The organism is Gordonibacter pamelaeae (assembly GCF_003340385.1).
Lineage (GTDB): Bacteria > Actinomycetota > Coriobacteriia > Coriobacteriales > Eggerthellaceae > Gordonibacter > Gordonibacter pamelaeae.
The window spans coordinates 52051-74337 of sequence record NZ_PPTS01000010.1 but is presented as its reverse complement, the minus strand read 5'-3'; the positions used below and the strand labels follow the sequence as shown (position 1 = coordinate 74337).

Sequence of the window (22287 nt, the reverse complement as noted above, 5' to 3'; positions counted from 1 at the left end):
GCGGCAGCGGCTATGGGAAACGTTTTGCGGGTGCTCAAGCGCGATGTGCTGCGCTTGCTCAAAACGCCACCGGCGCTGGTGGTAGTGCTGGCGCTGCTCGTGCTGCCGTCGGTGTACACCTGGTACAACGTCGTGGGCTTCTGGGACCCCTACAACAACACGGGCGCGCTGCGCGTGTGCGTGGTGAACGAGGACGAGGGCGGCTCGAGCGACCTGACCGGCGAGCTGCACGTGGGCGACATGATAGTGGACGAGCTGCATGGGAACACGCAGCTCGACTGGGTGTTCGTCGACCGCGACGACGCCATGGCGGAGCTTGACGCGGGGAAGAGCTATGCCGCGTTCGTGATACCGTCGGGCTTCACCTCGCAGCTGCTCTCGCTCACCACCGGCGATTTCACGCAGCCCAAGCTGGAATATTACGTGAACGAGAAGGCGGGCCCGGTGGCCCCGAAGATCACCGACACCGGCGCCAGCACGCTCGACGAGACCATCAACTCCACGTTCGTCTCCACCGTGAGCGACGTGGCCGCCGATGCCATCGACCAGGCGCTGGGCGAGTCGCGCGAGAAGCTGGACGCGTCGCGCTCGCGGGCGGTGGAAAAGATCGCCCAGGCCGTGCAGACGGTGGGCGAGGCGCGCGAAACGCTTGCAGGCATCGGGTCGGCCACCGACGAGGCGCAGGGCAAGGTGGGCGAAGCGAAGGACGCGCTCTGCCGCGTGCGCGCCGACCTGGGAACGGCATCCGACGCGCTGCAGACCGTGTCCGGCCTGACGACGCAGATGCAGGACGGGCTGGCGAGCTTCTCCGCCGCGGCCATGCCGGCGGTGGGCACGGGCCTGTCATCGGTGTCGCAGGCCTCGTCGAAGGCGAACCAGGCGGTGGGGGACATCGCGGGCACGATCGGCGAGGCGCAGGGGAGCGTGCGGGCGACGCTCGCGCAGGCCCAGGCGGTGGTGGACGAGGATCGGGCGCTGGCGGCGTATTTGAAGAGCGTTGCCGACGGGCTTCCCGAGGACAACCCGGGCAAGCAGCCGCTTGCCCAAGCTGCCGCGCAGCTGGAACAGCAGGCTGCGGATGCCCAAGCCACGCTGGAGGACCTCACCCGCATCAGCGCGGACACGGAAACCGTCTCGCAGGCCACGGCCCAGGCGGGCAACGACCTGAACGCCGCCGTCCAGCAGGCCGTCGCAGGCGCCCAAGCCTATTCGGACAACCTGTTCGGCACCACGATCCCCGCCGTGAACGGGAGCTTGGCGCAGCTGGGCGCGGCATCGTCGTCGCTGGCAACCGCCGTCTCGAACCAGCGCGTGCTGGTGGACCAGACCTCGCTCGTGCTGGACCAGCTGGCGTCCACGCTCTGCACCGCGAAGGACGCGCTCGGGCAGACCGATGGCATCCTGGCCAGCTTGGAGGAGGGCCTGGACACCGTGCGCACGGACGTGCTGTCGCTCGGACAGTCCGGCGTGCTGGCGAAGCTGGTGGGCGAGGACGGGCTCGACGCGTCCAAGATCGCCGACTTCATGGGGTCGCCCACCGAGCTTGAAACCGAGCAGCTCTACCCGCTGAACGCCTACGGCTCGGCCATGGCCCCGCTGTTCATGAACCTGACGTTCTGGATCGGCGCGTTCATGCTGCTGGTGATCATGAAGCAGGAGGTGGACGGCGAGGGCATACGCAACCTCACCGTCACGCAGCGCTACCTGGGGCGTTTCGCGCTCTTGGCCGTGATGGCCGTGCTGCAGGCGGTGATCTGCTGCGCGGGCGTGCTGGTCATCGGCGTGCAGGCCGCCAGCGCGCCGGCGCTGTTCTTTGCGGCGGCGGTGGCGTCGCTTGCGTACCTGAGCATCATCTACGCGTTGTCGGTGACGCTGCAGCACATAGGCAAGGGCATCTGCATCGTGCTCGTGTTCGCGCAGATACCCGGCGCCACGGGGTTGTATCCCATCGAGATGACCTCGGGCTTCTTCCAGGCCGTGTACCCGTTCTTCCCCTTCACGTACGGCATCTCCGCCATGCGCGAGGCCATCTGCGGCTTCTACGGCTCGCACTACGGCGACGCCATCGGCATGCTGGTGTTCTTCTTCGCGCTGTTCATGGCTTTCGGCATCCTGTTGCGTCCCCTGATGGCGAACGTCAACCGCATGGTGGCCGGCCAGGTACGGCAGGGCGGCATCTTCAACGGCGAGGACGTGGAGATCCCCGCGCGGCCGTACCGCTTCTCGCAGCTGTTCCGCGCGTTGTCGGGCAGGGACGAGTACCGCGAGGAGCTGCGCGTGCGCTACGAGCGCTTCACGCGCTGGTATCCGCGGCTCATCCGCGGCTCCGTGGCCCTAGGCCTCGCGGTGCCGGTGGCGCTGGCGGTGGTGTTCGCGCTCACGCCCGCCGAGAAGGTGTGGCTGCTCACGGCGTGGCTCGTGTGGCTTGTGGCCGTGTTCGTGTTCCTGGTGGTGGTTGAGAGCCTGCGCGACAGCTTCGAGCGGCAGATGAGGCTCGACGGCATGACCGACGAGGGGCTGCTGGAGTTGGGCGCCTCGCGCAACGAGATGGAGCGCTCGGCCGCGGACGGCGACGACGGGGCGGAAGGGGGTGCCGTGCGATGAGCAATGTCTGGCACCTGTTCCGCGGCGACATGAGGCGGCTGTTCTCGAACGCCATGAACATCATCATCACCGTCGGGCTCGTGGTGATGCCGTCCATCTTCGCCTGGTACAACATCATCGCGTGCTGGAACGTGTTCGACAACACGGGCAACCTCACCGTGGCCGTGGCGAACGTGGACGACGGGTACGAGAGCGACCTCGTGCCCCTGCGCGTGAACATCGGCGAGCAGGTGGTGTCCGCGCTGCGTGCCAACGACGAGATCGATTGGACGTTCACCACCGAGGAGGACGCCGTGGACGGCGCGAAGTCGGGGCGGTACTACGCGGCCGTGGTCATCCCGCACGACTTCAGCCGCGTCATGCTCACGTTCTACTCGGAGGACGTGCACCACGCCAAGATCGTGTACTACGCGAACGAGAAGAAGAGCGCCATTGCCCCCAAGATCACCGACAGGGGTGCGGACACGGTGTCGTACCAGGTGAACGAAGTGTTCGCCGAGACGCTCTCCGAGGTGGCGCTAAGCATTGCCGAGTCGCTTTCCCGCTACGCGGACGAGGCCGACGCGAGCGGCCGCATCGCCGACCTGTCCGCGCACGTGCGCACCATGGGCGACCAGGTGGATCGGATGGCCTCGGTGCTCACGCTGTACTCCTCGCTGGCGGGGTCCGCCCAGTCGCTCGTGGGCGAGTCCGCCCAGCTGGTGCAGGCCGCGCAGCGCGAGGCGGACGGTCTGGGGAGCACGGCGTCGCAGGGCGCGGCCTCGGCCGCAAGCCTGGTGGACGCGCTGCGGCAGGCGGCTGACGGGCTGTCCCAGGCGCTCGCGGACGGCGGGCAGGGCTTCGCCGCCGTGTCGGCATCCGTGGACGCGCTGTTCGATGCCGCCGCCACCGGCTCGCAGGACAGCGTGGCCGCGCTGCGCGGGCAGGCCGATGCCCTGGACGGGCAGGTTGCGGCGTGCCGGGACATCGTCGCGCAGCTGGAGGCGCTGCGCGAGCAGGTGCCGCCCGAGTACGCGCAGGCGCTCGAGAGCGCCATCGCGCGGATGAACGCCACCATCGGCCTGCTGGAGAACATGCGCGACACCATGGGGAGCGCCGCCGACAAGCTGGAGGCGGGCAGCGCCGACGTGCAGGCGGAGCGTGCGGAGATCAAGCGGCTGGCCGACGAGGCGCAGCAGAGTGCGGCCACGATGCGGGACGAGTTCGACGCCAACCTGAAACCGGGGCTCCAGAAGCTGGCCGACGAGGCGTCCTCGCTGGTTGCGAGCGTGGGTTCCGGTTTGGAGGGGCTGCGTGCCGCGGGGTCCGGCCTGTCGGATTCGGCTGGTTCCGCGGCAGCGGTGCTGGGCGGGGCGGCGGAGAAGATAGACGCGACCGTGGGCGAGCTGCACAGCGCCTCCGCCACGCTGCGCGACCTGGCCGACGGCATCGACCAGGCGCTCGTTGCCGGAGATGCCGACCTGCTGCGCGAGGTGCTGGGCTCCGACACGCAGGTGCTGTCGAAGGCGCTCGCGGCGCCCGTGGGCATCGACCGCGTGGCCGTGTTCCCGGTGGACAACTTCGGCTCGGCCATGGCGCCTTTGTATACTACGCTCGCACTGTTCATCGGATCGTTGCTGATACTGGTGGTGGTGAAGCCGACCGTTCCCGGCCGGGTGCGTGCGCAGTTGGTGGACCCGCAGCCGCGCCAGCTGTTCTTCGGGCGCTTCGGCGTGATGGCCTTCCTGTCGCTGGCGCAGACCACGGTCATGGGGCTGGGGAACCTGCTGTTCTTGCAGGTGCAGGTGACGCATCCGCTGCTGTTCATGCTGTGCTTCTGGCTCGCCGGGTTCGTGTTCACGTTTTTGATCTACGCGCTGGTGGCGGCGTTCGCGAACCTGGGCAAGGCCGTGGCGGTGCTGCTGCTCATCATACAGGTGACGGGGTGCGGCGGGTCGTTCCCGCTGCAGCTGCTGCCGCCGTTCATCCAGGGGCTAAGCCCCTGGCTTCCCGCGACGCACGTGGTGAACGCCATGCGCGCGGCCATGTTCGGCACCTATGGGGGCGACTTCTGGTGGGAGATGGGGCTGCTCGCGCTGTTCCTGATTCCGGCGGCCATCGTGGGCCTCGTACTGCGCAAGCCGCTGGCGAAGTTCATGAGCTGGTACGTGGAGCAGGTGGAGTCCTCGAAGCTGGTGGGGTAGAGCGCGCGGGCCTGAGCGACCGGAGTTGCGCGGGTGTGCGATAATCTTCTTGAAACACGAGAAGGAGAATCCTATGGCACCCTCCCGCGCGTCGACGACGCGACGCACGCTGCATTACTTCTGGCTGGTCACGCGCAAGCACCTCGGGCTGTTCGCCACGCTCATGACCGCGACGTTCCTGTTCGTGGCGCTGCTGTCGTACGGCAACCCCTACGTCATGAGCCTCGTGGTGGACCGCGTGAGCGCGGGCTCGGTGGCGCCCGACCAGGTGTTCGCCGTGTTCGGGCCCTACATCGCCGCGCTCATCGGCATCAACGTGGCCGGCCAGGCGGCCAGCAAGGTGCAGGATTACGCGATGTACCGCCTGCAGATCGCCGCCTCCTACGACCTGGCCACCATGTCGTTCGACGCGCTGTCCAACCAGTCGATGTCGTTCCACTCGAACCGCTTCGGCGGCACGCTGGTGAGCCAGACCACCAAGTTCATGAGCGCCTACCAGCTGCTGCTGGAGACCATCACGTTCCCGTTCCTGCCGGTGATATGCTCGGTGGTGTTCACGTGCGCCATCTTGGCGCCGCGCGTGCCGGTGTACGTGGCCATCCTCATGGCGCTGCTGGCGGTGTACGCGGGCGTGTCCTACTACATGTACAAGCGCATCCTGCACCTGAACGAGCAGGCGGCGAGCGCCCAGAACCAGCTTTCCGGCGAGCTGTCAGACTCGGTGGCCAACATCTTGGCGGTGAAGACCTACGGGCGCGAGGACTACGAGCGCGGCCTCTTCGACCAGGCCAACCGCGAGGTGGTGGCGCGCGACTCGAAGCGCATGTGGGCGTCGCTCACGCGCGGCATCGTGACGGCGTGCATCACCATCGCCATCATGAGCGTGGTGGCCGTGTTCATCGCGGGCGGCAACGCGTGGTACGGCATCACGCCGGGCACGCTCGTGGTGATGTTCACGTACACCTACACGGTGACGAACCAGTTCAACTTCATCAACAACGGCCTGCAGCGCTTCAACCGCGCGTTCGGCGACGCGAGCGGCATGACCGTCATCCTCGACGAGCCTCGGCTCGTGGCCGACAAGGCGGATGCGGCGCCGCTCGAGGTGCGCGAGGGCGCCATCGACTTCGAGGACATCGGCTTCTGGTACACCGACGGCGATGCCCGCACACGCGTGTTCGACGGCCTGGACTTGCACATCCCCGCCGGCCAGCGCGTGGGCCTGGTGGGCGCGAGCGGGGCGGGGAAGACCACGCTCACGAAGCTCTTGCTGCGACTGTCCGACATCCAGGAGGGGCGCATCCTCGTTGACGGGCAGGACATCTCCGACACCACCCAGCAGTCGCTGCGCCGCCAGATCGCCTACGTGCCGCAGGAGGCGCTCTTGTTCCACCGCTCCATCGCGGAGAACATCGCCTACGGGCGGCCCGACGCCACGATGGAGCAGATCCGCGAGGCGGCGCGCCAGGCGAACGCCTTGGAGTTCATCGAGCGGCTGCCGCAGGGCTTCGACACCGTCACCGGCGAGCGCGGCGTGAAGCTGTCGGGCGGGCAGCGCCAGCGCATCGCCATCGCGCGGGCGCTTCTGGCCGACTGCCCGGTGCTGGTGCTCGACGAGGCCACGAGCGCGCTCGACTCCGAGAGCGAGCAGCTGGTGCAGGACGCGCTGGCCACGCTCATGCGCGGGCGCACGGCCATCGTGGTGGCACACCGGCTGTCCACGGTTGCCTCGCTCGACCGCATCGTGGTGCTCGACGGCGGACGCGTGGTGGAGGACGGCCCGCATGCCGAGCTCATCGAGGCCGGCGGCGCCTACGCGAACCTGTGGAGCAGGCAGACCGGCGCGTACCTGGAGTAGGGGACTGCAAGGGGCCGCATCATAAGCTCCCGATCTGCGCCAAGCTCTCGGCTGCGAAAACCCCGGCAGGTGGGCCAGGCCCCCGTGCGCGGGAAACCGCCGTTTCTGGCAGAAATCGCGGCCTATTCGTCATCACCGAAGGGAGCGTTGTGCGCTTGCAGGGAGGGACGCCGCTCTCATCAGGTGAAACGCGGCTGTCTTCCACCGAGGACTTCGTGGCGGCGCGTTTTTGGAGCCCTCGATGACGAATAACCTCCAAAACCTGCCGCAAACCGCGGTTTCCCGTGCACGGGGGCTTCAGTCTCGGGGCGGTTGCGGCTCGCGCACGGCAGGGAGGCGCTGGCTATTCCGGGCAACTGTGCGGATGCGGGCGCCTCCGCACACCGTATGCGGGCGCCCTGTGCGCCGGGGGGGGGGGCGAGGCGGAGGCTCGGATGCCGCCCCGCTATCCGCGCTTCGAGCCTTGGCGGGAGATGCCGCCTTTGTGGCCGGAGGCCTTGTTGGGGCCCAGGCCTTTGGCGGCGCGCACCTGCATGTCGCGCGGGGCGCCCATGGCCTTGCCCTTGCCGCCGTTCGCCCACGCGTCTCTTCCGGGATTCTTCGCCATCGATCGCCTTTCCCTCGATTCCGGCGGATAGTGTATCATGCGAGCGCTCGGCGCGAGCGGTGCTCACGCGTGCGAAACCGTTCGGCAAAGCGTGGCAAACGCGTTTTGCCGGGCCGCTTTTCCGCTGGCGGGCCGAGGTACCCTGATGCCTGATCGTTCCTCTTGAAGACGAAAGGGCTCGGCATGACCTCTCTCTGGGAAGCGAGCGCCGTGCGGCCGCAGGGCTACGCGAAGGCGCTCGAAGGCGACCGCTCCGCCGACGTGCTGGTGATAGGAGGCGGCATAGCGGGTGTGCTCTGCGCGTATTTGCTGGCAGAGGCGGGATGCCGCTGCGTGCTGGTGGAGGGCGGCCAGGTGGGCGCCGGCGTGACGGCGAACACGACCGCGAAGGTGACGGCCCAGCACGGCCTCGTGTACGACCGGCTGATCAAGAAGAGGGGCGCCGATGCCGCGCGCCTCTACTTCGAGGCGAACCAGGCGGCGGTGGCGGGGCTGCGCCAGCTGGCCGATGCCGCTCCCTGCGACTTCGAGGAGAAGACGGCCTACGTGTACGCCACGGGCTCCACGGCGGGTATCGAGCGCGAGCTTGCCGCCTACGAGCAGCTGGGCATCCCGCACCATGTGCTGCCGAGCGCGCCGGTGCCGGTGGCGAACCGGGGTGCGCTGGGCATGGAGCGTCAGGCGCAGTTCAACCCGCTGAAGCTGTTGTTCGGGCTGCTCGGGCTCATGCCGTCCGTCGACGTGTACGAGCACGCGTTCGTGAGGGACGTGAGTGGGAACACGGCGCGCACGGACCGCGGCTCCGTGACCGCCGGCCATATCGTGTTCGCATCGCACTATCCCCTGGTCAACGTGCCGGGGTTGTATTTCGTGAAGGAGCATCAGGAGCGCTCCTACGCGCTGGCACTGGAAGGCGCCCCGCTTGTCGACGGCATGTTCATAGGCGACGCGGGCGGCTTCTCGTTCCGCACATACGGTGACTTCCTGCTGGTGGGAGGCGGAGGGCACCGCACGGGGCAGGGGCCGAAGCCCACGGAGGGCTATGCCAAGATACGGGCGTTCGCCGACGAGGCGTATCCGGGCGCGCGGGAGCGCTACGCGTGGGCGACGCAGGATTGCATGAGCCTGGACCATGTGCCCTATATCGGCGTGCATCGGCGTAGCCGCCCGAACCAGTACGTGGCCACGGGGTTCAGCAAATGGGGCATGACGGGCGCGCTCGTGGCCGCGCGTGCCATCGCCGATCTCGTGGTGCATGGTCGGAGTCCGGTGGAGGCCCTGTTCTCGCCGCAGCGCTCGATGCTCGCTCCCAGCCTGCTCTCGAATGCGGGCGTGTCGGCGGCGAACCTGGTGAAGCCGGGGCGGCGCTGCTCGCATTTGGGCTGCTGCCTGGCGCACAACGACGTGGAGGACTCGTGGGACTGCCCCTGCCACGGCTCGCGCTTCGCCGCCGACGGCTCGGTGCTGGAAGGGCCGGCCAAGCGCCCGATCGCTCCCGAACGCCGGTAGGCCGGGCGGGGTGTGACAGAGGGGCGGGATGTGACGGGTGTGACAGAGGGACGGGGATAATGTCACGTTCCTCGATGAGATGCAGGGCTGCAAAGCGCCTAGGAACGTGACATTATCCCCGTCCCTCTGTCACACCCGAAAGCGCTATACTGTACGAACAAACGTTTTGGTTAGGGTAGCGCGAGGAGGCGAGCGGTGGTGGAAGGGCGCACGTACGTGTGCATTGACTTGAAGAGCTTCTACGCGAGCGTCGAGTGTGTCGACCGCGGGCTCGACCCGCTGACGGCGAACCTCGTGGTGGCCGATCCCGACCGCACGGAGAAGACCATCTGCCTGGCCATCACGCCGTCGATGAAGGCGCTCGGCCTGCCCGGCCGCTGCCGCGTGTTCGAGATCCCCGAGGGCGTGCGCTACGTCATGGCGCGCCCGCGCATGCAACGCTACATGGAGGTGTCGGCCGACATCTACTCGATCTACCTGCGCTACGTGTCGCCCGAGGACATCCACGCCTACTCTATCGACGAATGCTTCATCGACGCGACGCCGTACCTTTCGCTGTACCGGATGGGCGCCAAGGAGTTCGCCGTCATGCTCATGGAGGCGGTGCTGGCCGAGACGGGCGTGTGCGCCACGGCGGGCATCGGGCCGAACCTGTTCCTCGCCAAGGTGGCGCTCGACATCACGGCGAAGCATGCCGAGGACCATATCGGATATCTCGACCAGGCCGAGTTCAAGCGTTCGATCCAGACCCACCGGCCCATCACCGACATCTGGAACATCGGGCCCGGCATCGCAAAGCGCCTGGCGAAGTACGGCGCGCGCGACCTGCGCGGCGTGTGCGAGGTGAGCGAGGCCACGCTCTACCGCGAGTTCGGGGTGAACGCCGAGTGCCTGATCGACCACGCCCACGGCGAGGAGCCCTGCACCATCGCCGACATCCACGCCTACGAGCCGAGCGCGCATTCGCTGGGGAACGGCCAGGTGCTGCCCTGCGACTACTCCTTCGACGAGGCGCGCGACGTGCTGAAGGAGATGGTGGACCAGCTCGTGCTCGACCTGGTGGAGAAGGGCCTCGTGGCTGGGTCGATCTCGCTTTATGTGGGCTACGCGAAAGGACGCGGCGCAGGCGGCGGGGCCGGGGCGCAAGGCGGCGGCATAGCAGGCGATGACGGCCGCGTGGGCGGCGTGGCGGGCGATGACGGCACGGGCGGCGAATACTTCGACGGCGGCCACGGCAGGCGTCCCGCAAGCGGGCGGCGCGCGTTCCCGCACACTGGCGGCACGCGCAGGCAGCCGGACCGCACGAACCTCTGCTCGAGGCTCATGCCGCGGTTCCTCGACCTGTTCGACGAGACCACGCGCAAAGACGCACCCATCCGCCGCATCAACGTGGGCTTCGGCGGCGTGCTGCCCGAGGAGTTCGCCACCATGGACCTGTTCGCGGACGCCGAGGCGGAGGCCGAGGAGCGCAGGTTGCAGCAGGCGGTGTTGGCGGTGAAGGGGCGCTTCGGGAAGAACGCGCTTCTGCGCGGGACGAGCCTCAAGGAGAAGGCCACGGCGCGCGAGCGCAACGAGCAGATCGGGGGCCACCATGCCTGAGCGCCGTCCTCGCGCCGACCGCGCGCAGCAGTTCATGCCCTTCGCCGCGCTCAAAGGCTACTACGACCTCATCCGCGAGCGGGAGCGCACGGTAGAGCCGCGGCGCGAGCTGACCGACGAGCAGGCGCTCGAGCTGTCGCAGCGCCTCGCGGGCTTGGAGCGCCGCGAGATGGCGAGCATCGTCCACTACGACGGCGAGGCGTACGTACGACGCGCGGCCTGGTCAGCGACGTCGACCTTGCCGGCCGCACTGTCACCGTCGTCCGCACCCGCATCCCTTTCGACGACATCTGGGAGATCGACGCCAAGGAGCGAGGTCCTGCTGCGGAGCTCGGAGGGGAGGGGCGCTAGCTTCTCGCCTGCTCCAGCTGCAGCATGCGCTGGCCGACGGAGTCTTCCAGCCGATGCGCCACGAGGTCGACCATCGCCGAGCCGTCGAGACCCTCGACGTCGCGCGTGAACGACTCGATGGCCCGGTAGCGGGAGCTCCGTTTCCCCTTGCTGATTCATCGAGTGGGTCCCGCCGCGAAGAGGTCGTCTCTTCGCGGCAATTTCAGCGATCAAGGAGCCAGTCGATGAGGTTGGCAATAAGGATGCCGTCTTCGGTTGTGCCGGTGCGGAAGCGGTCAAGCGTGAGGACCATCTTCGGGAACGAGTCTTGGATGGCTCGAAGCGGCGCAAGCTCGCGATCGTATACGGAGTTGTCGAGCATGGTTTCCGTCACTTGGAAATAAATCCGCTTGTCATGCCCGTTTGCAACGAAGTCCACTTCCGCTTTCTCGGCGGCCCCCACCCGTACATCGTATCCGCGCCTTAGGAGTTCGACAAGCGCTACGTCTTCTAACTGGAATCCCAGGTCGCGGGGCGAGAACCTCGTTGACAGATTGCGGAGTCCTGTGTCGACGGGGTAGAACTTCCTTAATGGACTGAGAACCTGCTTGCCTGCTATTCCCGATTGCTCGACGCCGTGAAGGATGAAAGACTTCTCAAGTGCGGAGATATAGTTATCGATCGTTTCCGCGGACGTTTTTCGGCCTGAACTGACGAGCGCCCCTACTACTTTGCGCGTGGAGAACAGGTTGCCCGAAGTGGAGAATAGATAGGTGACGAGTCGTTCGAGCAGCGCGATATCGCGGATTCCCCGACGGAGTGCGACATCGTTTAAGAGAACGGTATCGAAGATGGAAGACAGCTCTCGCGTGATGAACTCCTCGTTTTGTTGCTTGAGCGAGAACAGGCTGGGCATGCCGCCGTATCGCAGGAACTTTGAGAAAAGCTCGTCGGTCGAGGCGCTCGCATCGCCTTCGTGACGGTTGAAGTCGACGAACTCCCTGAAACTCAAGGGGAACACGTCGATGGTGACGCTGCGCCCTGCGAGAAGGGTTGCGAGATCGGATGAGAGGATGTGGGCGTTTGATCCCGTCAGGTATAGGTCGATGCCTCTTTCCGAGTGAAGCCTGCGAACGACTTTCTCCCAGCCTGCCACGTCCTGGATTTCATCGAGGAACACGTAGAAGGGGTTGTCCCGATCTGCCTTTTCCCACGCTTGCGTCACGTCTTGCAGCAAGGTTTCCGCTGAAACGTCCAGCGGTTCCTCCAGTAGGTCGAATCGGCGATAATATATATTGCGCGGTTCGACTCCTTGGCTAAGAAGGCTGTCTTTGTAGAGTGTCAAGATGGCTGACTTGCCGCAACGGCGAACGCCTTGCAGCACCTTTACCTGCTCGGCATCGCGATAGGCCTCCAATAGGCGTTGATAGCGCTCGCGAGGAATAAGGAATTCGCTATCAGTCATGCGGCGGCCTTTCAAAAAAGTGTAAGATATACCTTACACATTATCATAAATCTGGCTAATCGCAAGGTATACCTTGCGATTAGCTTTACCGTATGTCACTACAGGTACCTTCCCGTGATGCTGTCCGGATCGGCGGCCACCTGCTCGGGGGTGCCGGCGGCGACGATGCGGCCGCCGGAGGCGCCGCCGCCGGGGCCGAGGTCGATCACGTAGTCGGCGTTCGCGATGACGTCCAGGTCGTGCTCGATCACCACCACGGTGGCGCCCTGAGTCACCAGGCGGTCGAACACCTCCAGCAGCTGCGCCACGTCGAGCGGGTGCAGGCCGATGGTGGGCTCGTCGAACACGAACACGGCGTCGTCCTGCGTGCGCTTCATCTCGCTCGCCAGCTTCAGGCGTTGCGCCTCGCCGCCGGAGAGCGCCGGCGTGGCCTCGCCGAGGGTGAGGTAGCCGAGCCCTAGGTCGCAGAGGGTCTGCAGCTTCGCGGCCACCTTTTTGAGGTCGGACGTGGCAGCCAGAGCCTCGCTCGCGTCCATGGCCATGAGGTCGGGCAGCGACACGAGATCCACCGGGTCGTCCGCGTGCGGTCGGCGGATGCGGTCGGCCTCCGGGGCGTAGCGCGAGCCGCGGCAGGCGGGGCAGGTGATGTCCACGTCGGGCAGGAACTGCACGTCCAGGCTGATGGAGCCCGTGCCGTCGCACACCGGGCAGCGAAGCTTCCCCGTATTGTACGAGAAGTCGCCCGCCTTGAGGCCGACGGCCTTCGCCTCCGGGGTGCGGGCGAAGGCGCGGCGCAGCTCGTCGTGCACGCCCGCGTAGGTGGCCACGGTCGAGCGCACGTTGATGCCGATGGGGGAGGCGTCGATGAGGTTCGCCCGCTCGATGCCCGCGGCCTCGAGGACGCGCACGTGGGCGGGCGGCTTCTCGCCGGCGGCCGCCGCCTTGAGCGCGGGCACGAGGCTCTCCAGCACGAGCGTGGTCTTGCCGGAGCCCGACACGCCCGTGACGGCGGTGAGCCGCCCGCGCGGGACGTCCACGGCAAGGGGCTTCACGGTGTGGAGCGCGTCCGTTTCCAGATGGATGCGGCCCAGGTCGAACACGTGGGCGGCGTCGGCTCGGGCGCGCACGTGCACGGTGCGCGCTCCTGACAGGAACGGCCCGATGAGCGAGTCGGGGTCGGCCTCGATCTCGGGCACGGAGCCCTGCGCGATCACGCGCCCGCCCGCGGCTCCGGCGCCCGGGCCTATCTCCACGATGCAGTCGGTCTCGCTCAGGATGCGCGCGTCGTGGTCCACCATCACCACCGAGTTGCCGTCGGCCAGAAGGTCGCGCATGACCTCCACCAGGCCGTCGACGTTCACCGGGTGCAGCCCGATGGACGGCTCGTCCAGCACGTAGAGCACGCCGGTGGTGCGGTTGCGCACGGCGCGGGCCAGCTGCACGCGCTGCCGCTCGCCGGTGGAGAGCGTCGAGCCCGCGCGGTCGAGCGAGAGGTAGCCCAGCCCCAGGTCGACGAGCCGGCGCGCCGTGTGCTGGAACGACTCGCAGATGTTCCGTGCCATCGGGCGCATCTCGGTCGGCAGGCCGCCCGGCACGGCGTCCACCCAGCCCGTGAGGCCGTCGAGCGTCTTCTCGGTGGCCTCGGCCAGGTTGATGCCCGCCACCTGCGGCTTCAGCGCGTCGGCCGACAGGCGCGTGCCGTGGCACACGGGGCAGGTGCCCTGCTTGAGGAAGCGGGCCACGCGCGCGAGGCCCTTCTCGTCCTTCACCTTCGCCAGCGCGTTCTCCACGGTGTAGACCGCGTTGTAGTAGGTGAAGTCCAGCTCGGCGAAGGTGTCGGACTTCTTCGCCTTGTACAGGATGTGTTTCTTCTCGGCGGGGCCGTTGAACACGATGTCGCGTTCCTTGGGCGTGAGCTGGTTGAACGGCACGTCGGTGCGCACGCCCATCTCCCGGGCGACCTGCTTCATGAGATCCCACATGAGCGTGCCCCACGGCGCCACCGCGCCCTCGTCGATGGTGAGCGACTCGTCGGGCACGAGCGCGTCCCTGTCCACGGTGCGCACGACGCCGGTACCGTCGCATTCGGGGCACGCGCCGTCGCCGTTGAAGGCCAGCTCCTCGGCGCTCGGGCCGAAGAACTCCACGCCGCAGACGGGGCACGTGATGGGACGCTCGGCGGCGACGTTCAGCGTGGGCGGAACGCGGTGGCCGTTGGGGCACACATGGCTGCCGACGCGCGAGAACAGAAGGCGCAGGCTGTTCAAGAGCTCGGTGGAGGTGCCGAACGTGCTGCGCACGCCGGGGACGGCGGGCCGCTGGTGCAGCGCGAGGGCGGCGGGCACGTGCAGCACCTCGTCCACGTCGGCGCGCCCCGCCTGCGTGAGGCGGCGGCGCGTGTAGGTGGAGAGCGCCTCGAGGTAGCGGCGCGAGCCCTCCGCGTACAGCACGCCGAGGGCGAGCGACGACTTGCCCGACCCCGACACGCCCGCGATGCCCACGAGGCGGTTCAGCGGAATGTCGACGTCGAGGTCCTTCAGGTTGTGCACCTGCGCGCCGCGCACCTGGATGCGGTCGGGCGCGGGCGGGGCAGGCGTTTGGGTGTTTCGCGAGGTATCCATGCCGCCATTGTAGCGCTCTGCCCGTTTCGCCGCGAGGTGCCGGCCCTTCTCCACCTGCGCCTTACAAAGAAGTAAGCGCGCCGTAAGCGTCGGGCAAGGCCGCCGCAAGGGTCGTGCGCCATACTGGAACCCGTGAGGACGGGGCGGCAACCGGGAGAGAAGAAGACGATGGGATACCTTGCGCAGTTCCTCGGACGGTTCAGCGAGAGCTTCGCAGCGGCGGTGGCGCTGTGGCCGCTTGCATCGCTGCTGCTCACGCTGCCTATCCTTGCCTACCTGTACCACCGTGACGGACGGTTGCGCGCGGCATCGGCGGTGTCGGCCTACCTCGCCGTGCTCTACGTGCTGGGGCTCGGGTGCTTCACGCTCTATCCGTTGCCCGACGGCACGTCCGGCCCCGGCATCACCTACGGCATCGAGCCGCGGTTTAACCCGCTCGGCTTCCTGGACGACCTCGCGAAGGACGGCGTGCGCGCCCTGCCGGACATGGTGGCGAACGTCGCATTCTTCGTGCCGCTCGGCTTCATTGCGGGGCGCCTGCTGCGCTGGCGGTTCGCAATGACGCTCGCGGCGGGGTTCGGCACCTCGCTGCTGATCGAGACGGCGCAGCTCACCGGCTTGTTCGGCCTGTATCCCTATGCGTACCGGATGTTCGACGTTCTGGACCTGTTCTGCAACACGGCGGGCGCTGCCGTCGGGTGGGGCGCCGCCGTGCTCGCCGGGCGCCTGCTGCCGCCGGGCGAGCTGGCACGGGAAGGTCGCGTGACCGACCGGCCCGGCTTCGTGCGCCGAGCCGTCGCGTTCTGGATCGACCTGTTCGTCATGGGGGTCGTCCTGGTCGTCCTGCTTGCCGTGGCGAGTGTCGTGCTGCATGCGGCGGGCGATTCCTCGTGGACCGACGGCAGCTGGTGGGAGCGCGCGGTTGCGGCTGTGGTGTTCGTCGCGTTCGAGGGCGTTGTCCCGTGGCTTCGGCAGGGCCGCACGCTCGGCGGCGGCTTCGTGCGCATGACGTGCGAGACGCGCCCTCGCGCAGGCTGGCGGCGGCTCGCCTTCTACGTGGCGCGGGTGCTTACGCTGGCCGCCGCCGTAGCGCTCTCGCCGCTCGTGGTTTTAGCGCTGCTGCTGTTCTACGCCTTCACCCGCCGCATGCCTTACGACTACCTGTGACGGGGGGGGGGGCTTCACTTGCGAAGACGCTTCCTTTTGACGGCTTTCATGTAATTGTTCTTGAAGGAGCTCGCGCTCGTCGGTGCTCGTGGATTCGTGGTTGTGGAATTTGCATGCGGTTAGTTCGAACGTGCAGATCATGTCAGCTGTCTGCGAGAGGAGGAAGTCCGATGACTTCGTCTTGCGATACAGGACGCTTTCCTTTGACAGCGCGTATTCTACGGCTGCGTGGAGGGCGCTAGCGACCATGTTCTGCCCGTCATCGTAGTAAACCTTCACCTTGTCGAAAGATTGAAAATACTCAAGCTCGTCGAAAAGCAGATTGACGATATCTTGCTTCATGCGGGCGGCGAGCCCGTCCGCACCAGCCAGCTCGCTTCTTCTATAGAGGAATGACTGATAGGTGATGGGCAGGTGCTGCAGCGTCAAGAAGAACAGTGAGAAAGGTGAGGACATGGTATTTCGAGTGGCCGTTTTGCCCTCCGGACTCATCGGCGAATATGCTGATTTCCCTCAAAAGGCATCCCCTAGGGAACCGCTGATAAATTTTCGGATTCGGCTTTTTCGCAGGGCAGGCACCCCGGGCTTGCCGCTCGATCGCGGCGTTCCCCCGGCTCGACGGCAGGCACGGGGCGCCCGCCCTGCGAAGCGCGCGCGGCAGGAGCGTCGATCGGCGGTTCCCCGGGTCCGCAACGGATCGCCGCGCATCCCGTGCACCACGGCGCCGTGCAAGCCGGCGATCGCGCGACGACGCCCGCCCGCATCGCCCTGTCTCTTCGGGCACGGTAATGGAATCGAAGAAAATTATCGATATTTTACCGTAGCGAACGATGGAGGTTCCGAATTCCCCCTCCAAGGCGAGATAATCGCCCAAATCAGCGCGAAAAGCCGGATATCGGGCGTCAAACGGGAGGCTTCGGACGCGAAATCCCGAGGTTCGGTAATATATCGGGAAAAATTTCCGAATCCATTACCGTAGCTCGACCTCCTACCCCATCTTGCAGGGCCGCATGCCCGCCAGCAGGGCCTTGCCCGAACCTGGGGAACCGCTGACTACCGTGCTTGAAGCCCGCGCCGCACGTCGGCGCGGCGCGGGCGAAGCGAGGCGAAGCGAGGCGAAGCGGGCTGCAGAAGACGGCCGGAATGGCGATACCGCCAGATCGGGAGAGAGGCATTCCATGGAACGCCGAACACCCTCGCGGATGCCCGGAGGCCTCGCAAGCGCACGGCCAAGCGTGAGGAGCTCCTGCGCCAGATGGGCACGGCTATCCCCTGGGGACACGCTTGTAGCGCTCGTGAAACCGCACTACTACGAAGGACGACGGGGGGCGCAAGCCTACAGGCATCGAGCGGGGAAGGCGTCCTTAGCAGCTCTCCCGAAAGCGATCAGATCGGTACGAGCATCATTGATCAGCGGTTCCCTAGGCTCTGTGGTTCCGGCGGCCTGACGGCCGCCGGAACGTGCTGATCCCGCGAATTTCGGACACCAGAGCCCTTCTCGCTACTGCGCCAACCTGTGCGGTTCGGCTCGCGCCTACTCGGCGTCCTTCGCCTTCGCGCAGATCTCAACCTGCTCGATGACCGGGTCGAGCGCGCCGGCCACGTCGTACTCCTCCACCTTGCCCTCGTCGCACAGGCGCGCGAACGACGGGTCGATGGGCAGCGTGGCGAACGAGGGGATCTCGTAGCGCTTGGCCACGGCCTCGCCCTGGGGCTCGCCGAAGATGTGGTGGTTCTTGCCGCACTCGTCGCACTTGAAGTAGGCCATGTTCTCCACGAGGCCCACCACGGGCACCTTCAGGTCGTGCGCCAGGTTCACGGCCTTGCCCACGATCATGGCCACGAGCTCCTGCGGCGCCGACACGGTCACGATGCCGTCGACCGGCAGCGACTGGAACACGGTCAGGAACACGTCGGAGGTTCCCGGAGGCATGTCGACGAACAGGTAGTCGATGTCGCCCCAGCTCACCTCGCCCCAGAACTGCTTGATGATGCCGGACACCACCGGGCCGCGCCAGGCCACCGGGATATCGTCCTTCGGCAGCATCAGGTTCACCGACACCACCTTGATGCCGCTGGCCGTCTGGGCCGGCACGATGCCGTCGGCGTCGGCCGTGAGCGGGTTCGTGATGCCGAACGTCTTGGGAATGGACGGGCCGGTCACGTCGGCGTCAAGGATGCCCACGCTGAAGCCCTTCTTCTGCATCTGGCTGGCCAAGAGGCTGGTCACGAGCGACTTGCCCACGCCGCCCTTGCCGGAGACCACGCCGATGACGTGCTTGATGTTCGTGCGGGCGTTCGTCGGGAACGTGGACGGGCCCGCGTCCTCGCGGTCGCCGCAGCCGGCAACGCCGCAGCTGCCGCATTCGTGGGTGCATTCTTCTTCTGCCATGGCTCCTTCTTTCCTCGAGAGGCCGCCTCGGTCTCGGCGGCCCGTCGTCTCGTCTCTTTCGGCATGATAGCATATATAAGGTTGCGTCAAGAAAGATTGCCAGTAGCTATTACTAGAGGTAGTCCTATAATGGACGGGAATGGAAGGGCGCCCGCAGCGCCCGGCGGCGGAGGCGCCCTGCGGGGGCGCCCGGAAACGAGAGCGGCGCCCTGCGGGGCGCCCCGAGAGCGAGGAGAGCGCATGCTGTTCGCAGACATCGACATCTTGGACGAGAACCTGGACCTGCAGACCCACCGTTGGGTGGGCGTGAGGGACGGGCGCATCGCCTACCTGGGCAAGCAGGCGCCCGCCGGCGCCGAGGCCGAGGCATACGGCGAGGTGTACGACGGTCGCGGCAAGCTGCTCGTGCCGGCGTTCTACAACGCCCATGCCCATGCGCCCATGACGCTTCTGCGCGGTTACGCCGAGAACCTTCCCCTGCAGGCCTGGCTCAACGACATGGTGTGGCCGTTCGAGGCGAAGATGACGCCCGAGGACAACTACTGGGCCACGCTTCTGGCCTGCGCCGAGATGGCCCGCTACGGCGTGGTGAGCTTCTCCGACATGTACTACGCCACCGACGAACGCGTGCGCGCCGTGGTGGAAAGCGGCCTGAAGGCGAACATCTGCGAGAGCGAGCTGTACTTCGAGCCCAAGCCGTTCGCAGACTACGCCAGCTGCGCGGCGGTCGAGGAATACGTGCGGAAGTACCATGGCGCCGCTGACGGGCGCATCCTCATCGACTACAACATCCACGCCGAGTACACGTCGAACCCGCAGACGTGCAAGGATATCGCCGCCGTGGTGAAGGAGAAGGGCCTGCGCATGCACCTGCATGCCTCGGAGACGAAGAGCGAGCACGAGGAGTGCAAGCAGCGCCACGACGGCCTGACGCCCCTCCAGTACTTCGCGAGCATCGGCGTGCTGGACGTGCCCACCACGGCCGCCCACTGCACGTGGTGCGAGCCGGCCGACTTCGACCTCATGGTGGAGAAGGGCGTGTTCGCAGCTGCCAACCCCGCCTCGAACATGAAGCTGGGCAGCGGCTACGCGCCCATCCCCGCCATGCTGGAGGCCGGCGTGAACGTGTGCCTGGGCACCGACGGCATGGCCTCGAACAACAACCACGACATGATGCAGGACCTGTACCTGCTGGCGCTGCTGTACAAAGGCTCCACGGGCGACCCGTCGGTGGTCACGCCGAAGCAGGCCCTCGCCGCCGCTACGCGCATGGGCGCGCTCTCGCAGGGCCGCGAGGACTGCGGGCTGGTGCGTGAGGGCATGAAGGCCGACCTCGCCGTGCTCGACGTGACGGGCCCCTCCTGGGCGCCGCGCACGAACCCGCTGGTGAACATGGTGTACGCCGGCCATGGCTCCGACGTCGTGCTCACCATGAGCGACGGCGCGGTGGTCTACCGCGACGGCACCTACCCCGGTATCGACGTGGAGCGCGCGAAGGCCGAGGTGGAGGCCCGCACGAAGCGCATCATCTCCGAGGTGTAACCCCTGCCGCCAAAACCCGCCCCGGCACCCCGCCCGACGCCGCGTGCCGCACGCAACCGCGCCCCGCGCCAGCCTGTACGCAAAGTACCGCTAGGCGCGGGGCGCGTGTTGGTTTATTCTGGTATGGCTATCATTATGAAGAGGGAAGGGGAAGCATGCTGCGAATTTCCGATGCGCGCATCGACGGCTTCATCGCCGAGGACGTGCCCTACGTCGACCTGACGTGCGCGGTGCTGGGGATAGGCGACGAGCCCGGCGAGATGGACTACTTCACGCGGGAGGACTGCGTGCTGGCCGGGACCGAGGTGGTGCGGCGCATCATGGGCAAGCTGGGCTGCGAGGTGGAATCGGCCGAGCCGAGCGGCACGCGCGTGGCGGCCGGCGGCACCTTCATGACCGTGCGCGGCACGTCGGCCGACCTGCATGCGGCGTGGAAGGTATGCCTGAACGTGTTCGACCACTGCTCGGCCGTGGCCACGAAGACGCGCTCCATGGTGGACGCGGCGCATGGCGCGAACCCGCGCTGCGAGGTGCTCACCACGCGCAAGAGCCAGCCGGGCGCGAAGGACCTGCTCACCGGCGCCGTCATGGCGGGCGGGGCGTTCCCGCACCGGCTGGGGCTCTCCGAGACGGTGCTCGTGTTCGACCACCACCTCACGTTCTTCGGCGGCTTCGACGCGTTCGTAGAGCAGCTGCCGGCCGTGAAGGCGCGCTGCATCGAGAAGAAGCTGTTCGTGGAGGCCGACGCCGAACGCGCCCGCGTGCTCGCGGCCGCCGGCGTGGACGGCATCCAGTTCGACAAGATCCCGCCCGAGGAGCTGGCAACCCTCGTGGCCGAGCTGCGCGCCATCGACCCGCACGTCACGCTTGTCGCGGCCGGCGGCATCAACCCGGGCAACGCCGCCGCCTACGCCGCCACCGGCGTGGACGGCCTGGCCACCACGGCCCCCTTCGCCGCCAAGCCGCTGGACATGAGCGTGCGCATGCGCCGGTTGTGAGAGGGCGGCGCTGCGGCGGCCGGGAGGCGGCCGCGGACGGGGCCGCCTGCCGCCCGTGTTTCACGTGAAACATTTGTACGATAAGTGGGACCGAAAACGAGACGCATCGTCCATCGGCGAAAAAAGAATCGCCGGGCGCGAAGGCCGCCCGGATGCGACAAGGGAAGGAACAAGATCATGATCAAGGAAACGTTGAAGGTGACGGGCATGCACTGCCCGAAATGCACGGCCCGCGTGGAGAAGACCGTGAGGGCGATCGACGGCGTGGAGTCCGTTGCAGCCGATTTCGAGGCCGACAAGGTGGAGCTCGCGTACGACGGCCAGCCTTCCACGCTCGCCGCCGTGAAGGCCGCCATCGCCGCCGAGGACTTCGTCGTAGAGGACTGACGCCGGCCCTCCTGGCGTTCAAGATGCCGGCGGCGCGTTCCCGTCGCCGGTTCGCTCCCCGTACTACCTATCCTCAATTCAATATATTAACCTTAAACATATATACTTCCGATTAGAAATATTATAAGATTGGAATAATTCGGCCCTGGGCCGTTGGGAAAAGAAAAGGGTAATCGAGGAGGGGTATCATGAATGCACTATCGAAAGGTCATCGCCGGGGGATTGCGAGGGTTCTCGCGTTAGCCGCCTGCCTGTGCGCCATGCTGGCAGCCGGCATGCTCGCCGGGTGCTCGTCGCCCGCGCAAGGCGAGTCGGAGGGCCAGCCGGAGCCAGCGGCCGAGAAGGCGCTCGAGGGCAAGACGCTCGACATCTACTGCGGGGCCGGCATGACCGACCCGTTCCAGGAGATCGCCGACGCGTTCCAGGCCGAGACGGGCTGCACCGTGAACGTGACGTTCGCCAACGCGGCGCAGATCCAGACGCAGATCACCACCACCGAGCAGGGCGACTTCTTCATCGCCGGCTCGGCCGACGAGCTCAAGCCCGTCGAGGCGTTTGTGGAAACCAGCACCGACCTGGTGAAGCACATCCCGGTGCTGGCCGTGCCCGCCGGCAATCCGCAGAACGTCGCCGGCCTGGCCGATTTGTCCGGGGCCTCGCGCGTGCTGGTGGGCGACCCCGAGTCCACCCCCATCGGCAAGATAGCCAAGAACGCGCTGACGAAGGCGGGCCTGTGGGACTCGCTCATGGCAGCGAACGTCCTCACCACCACGACCACCGCACCGCAGATCGCCACCGCCTTGGCCAACGGCGAGGGCGACGCAGGCATCGTGTGGAAGGAGAACGTGAAGGGCGACGGCGTCAAGATCGTGGACACCCCCGATTTGGACGCGTTCGTGAAGACCGTTCCCTCCGCGCAGCTGACCTGCGCCAAGGATGCCGAGGCCACCAAGGCATTCAGCGAGTTCCTCCAGACCGACGCGGCGTGGGACATCTGGGCCGCCTACGGCTACGAGCGAGTGTAG

General features: G+C 67.0%; 15 protein-coding genes. 10 read left to right on the top strand and 5 right to left on the bottom strand.

All coding sequences use genetic code 11. The annotated features are described in order from the left end of the window. Positions 1-12: 12 nt before the first annotated feature. The 3 genes from C1877_RS14035 (at position 13) to C1877_RS14025 (ending at position 6645) form a co-directional block, all read left to right on the top strand. Entirely contained in the window at positions 13-2604 is a 2592-nt protein-coding gene (locus tag C1877_RS14035; RefSeq protein WP_015540283.1) for a YhgE/Pip domain-containing protein, read from the top strand. Then, complete coding sequence (locus tag C1877_RS14030; protein WP_114569450.1) at positions 2601-4787, top strand: YhgE/Pip domain-containing protein; 2187 nt, start codon at positions 2601-2603, stop codon at positions 4785-4787. The genes C1877_RS14035 and C1877_RS14030 overlap by 4 nt, the downstream gene beginning before the upstream one ends. Before the next feature lie 73 nt (positions 4788-4860). After that, complete coding sequence (locus C1877_RS14025) at positions 4861-6645, top strand: ABC transporter ATP-binding protein (protein WP_015540284.1); 1785 nt, start codon at positions 4861-4863, stop codon at positions 6643-6645. Positions 6646-7090: 445 nt separating this feature from the next. Here C1877_RS14025 and C1877_RS15380 read toward each other — a convergent pair whose 3' ends face one another. Further along, positions 7091-7252: a hypothetical protein gene (locus tag C1877_RS15380; RefSeq protein ID WP_015540285.1), complete on the bottom strand. Its 162-nt coding sequence runs from the start codon at positions 7250-7252 to the stop codon at positions 7091-7093. A 183-nt stretch (positions 7253-7435) separates the two neighbouring features. Between C1877_RS15380 and C1877_RS14020 the strand changes: the two genes are divergently transcribed. Continuing rightward, positions 7436-8761 carry an FAD-dependent oxidoreductase gene (locus C1877_RS14020; protein WP_114569449.1) on the top strand — a complete coding sequence of 442 codons (1326 nt, stop codon included), beginning with the start codon at positions 7436-7438 and terminating at the stop codon, positions 8759-8761. A gap of 195 nt (positions 8762-8956) precedes the next feature. Further along, entirely contained in the window at positions 8957-10360 is a 1404-nt protein-coding gene (locus tag C1877_RS14015) for a Y-family DNA polymerase (protein ID WP_244909864.1), read from the top strand. Positions 10361-10913: 553 nt separating this feature from the next. Here the strand turns inward: C1877_RS14015 and C1877_RS14005 are convergent. Both C1877_RS14005 and C1877_RS14000 read right to left on the bottom strand, forming a co-directional pair. Next, the gene (locus C1877_RS14005) at positions 10914-12155 is read right to left on the bottom strand and encodes an ATP-binding protein (protein ID WP_015540287.1); all 1242 of its coding nucleotides are present in this window, start codon (positions 12153-12155) and stop codon (positions 10914-10916) included. A 98-nt stretch (positions 12156-12253) separates the two neighbouring features. Next, positions 12254-14776, bottom strand: coding sequence for an excinuclease ABC subunit UvrA (locus C1877_RS14000; RefSeq protein WP_114569456.1), 2523 nt, complete (start codon positions 14774-14776; stop codon positions 12254-12256). Positions 14777-14944: 168 nt separating this feature from the next. On the opposite strand from C1877_RS14000, the gene C1877_RS13995 reads away from it, so the two are divergent. Continuing rightward, positions 14945-15943, top strand: coding sequence for a VanZ family protein (locus tag C1877_RS13995; RefSeq protein ID WP_114569448.1), 999 nt, complete (start codon positions 14945-14947; stop codon positions 15941-15943). Here C1877_RS13995 and C1877_RS13990 read toward each other — a convergent pair. Both C1877_RS13990 and C1877_RS13985 read right to left on the bottom strand, forming a co-directional pair. Further along, positions 15887-16399 carry a hypothetical protein gene (locus tag C1877_RS13990; protein ID WP_147274565.1) on the bottom strand — a complete coding sequence of 171 codons (513 nt, stop codon included), beginning with the start codon at positions 16397-16399 and terminating at the stop codon, positions 15887-15889. The two genes, C1877_RS13995 and C1877_RS13990, sit on opposite strands and share 57 nt — an antisense overlap. 1078 nt (positions 16400-17477) lie before the next feature. Further along, positions 17478-18335 (bottom strand): Mrp/NBP35 family ATP-binding protein, encoded by an 858-nt coding sequence (locus C1877_RS13985; protein WP_015539711.1) that lies wholly within the window; start codon positions 18333-18335, stop codon positions 17478-17480. A gap of 240 nt (positions 18336-18575) precedes the next feature. Here C1877_RS13985 and C1877_RS13980 point away from each other — a divergent pair, with 240 nt between their 5' ends. The 4 genes from C1877_RS13980 (at position 18576) to modA (ending at position 22287) form a co-directional block, all read left to right on the top strand. After that, on the top strand, positions 18576-19877 hold the full coding sequence (locus C1877_RS13980; protein ID WP_114569446.1) for an amidohydrolase: 1302 nt from the start codon (positions 18576-18578) through the stop codon (positions 19875-19877). Positions 19878-20032: 155 nt separating this feature from the next. Further along, the gene (gene modD / locus C1877_RS13975) at positions 20033-20875 is read left to right on the top strand and encodes a ModD protein (RefSeq protein WP_114569445.1); all 843 of its coding nucleotides are present in this window, start codon (positions 20033-20035) and stop codon (positions 20873-20875) included. A gap of 177 nt (positions 20876-21052) precedes the next feature. Beyond that, positions 21053-21262 carry a heavy-metal-associated domain-containing protein gene (locus C1877_RS13970; protein WP_114569444.1) on the top strand — a complete coding sequence of 70 codons (210 nt, stop codon included), beginning with the start codon at positions 21053-21055 and terminating at the stop codon, positions 21260-21262. A 188-nt stretch (positions 21263-21450) separates the two neighbouring features. Next, complete coding sequence (modA, locus tag C1877_RS13965; protein ID WP_041239392.1) at positions 21451-22287, top strand: molybdate ABC transporter substrate-binding protein; 837 nt, start codon at positions 21451-21453, stop codon at positions 22285-22287.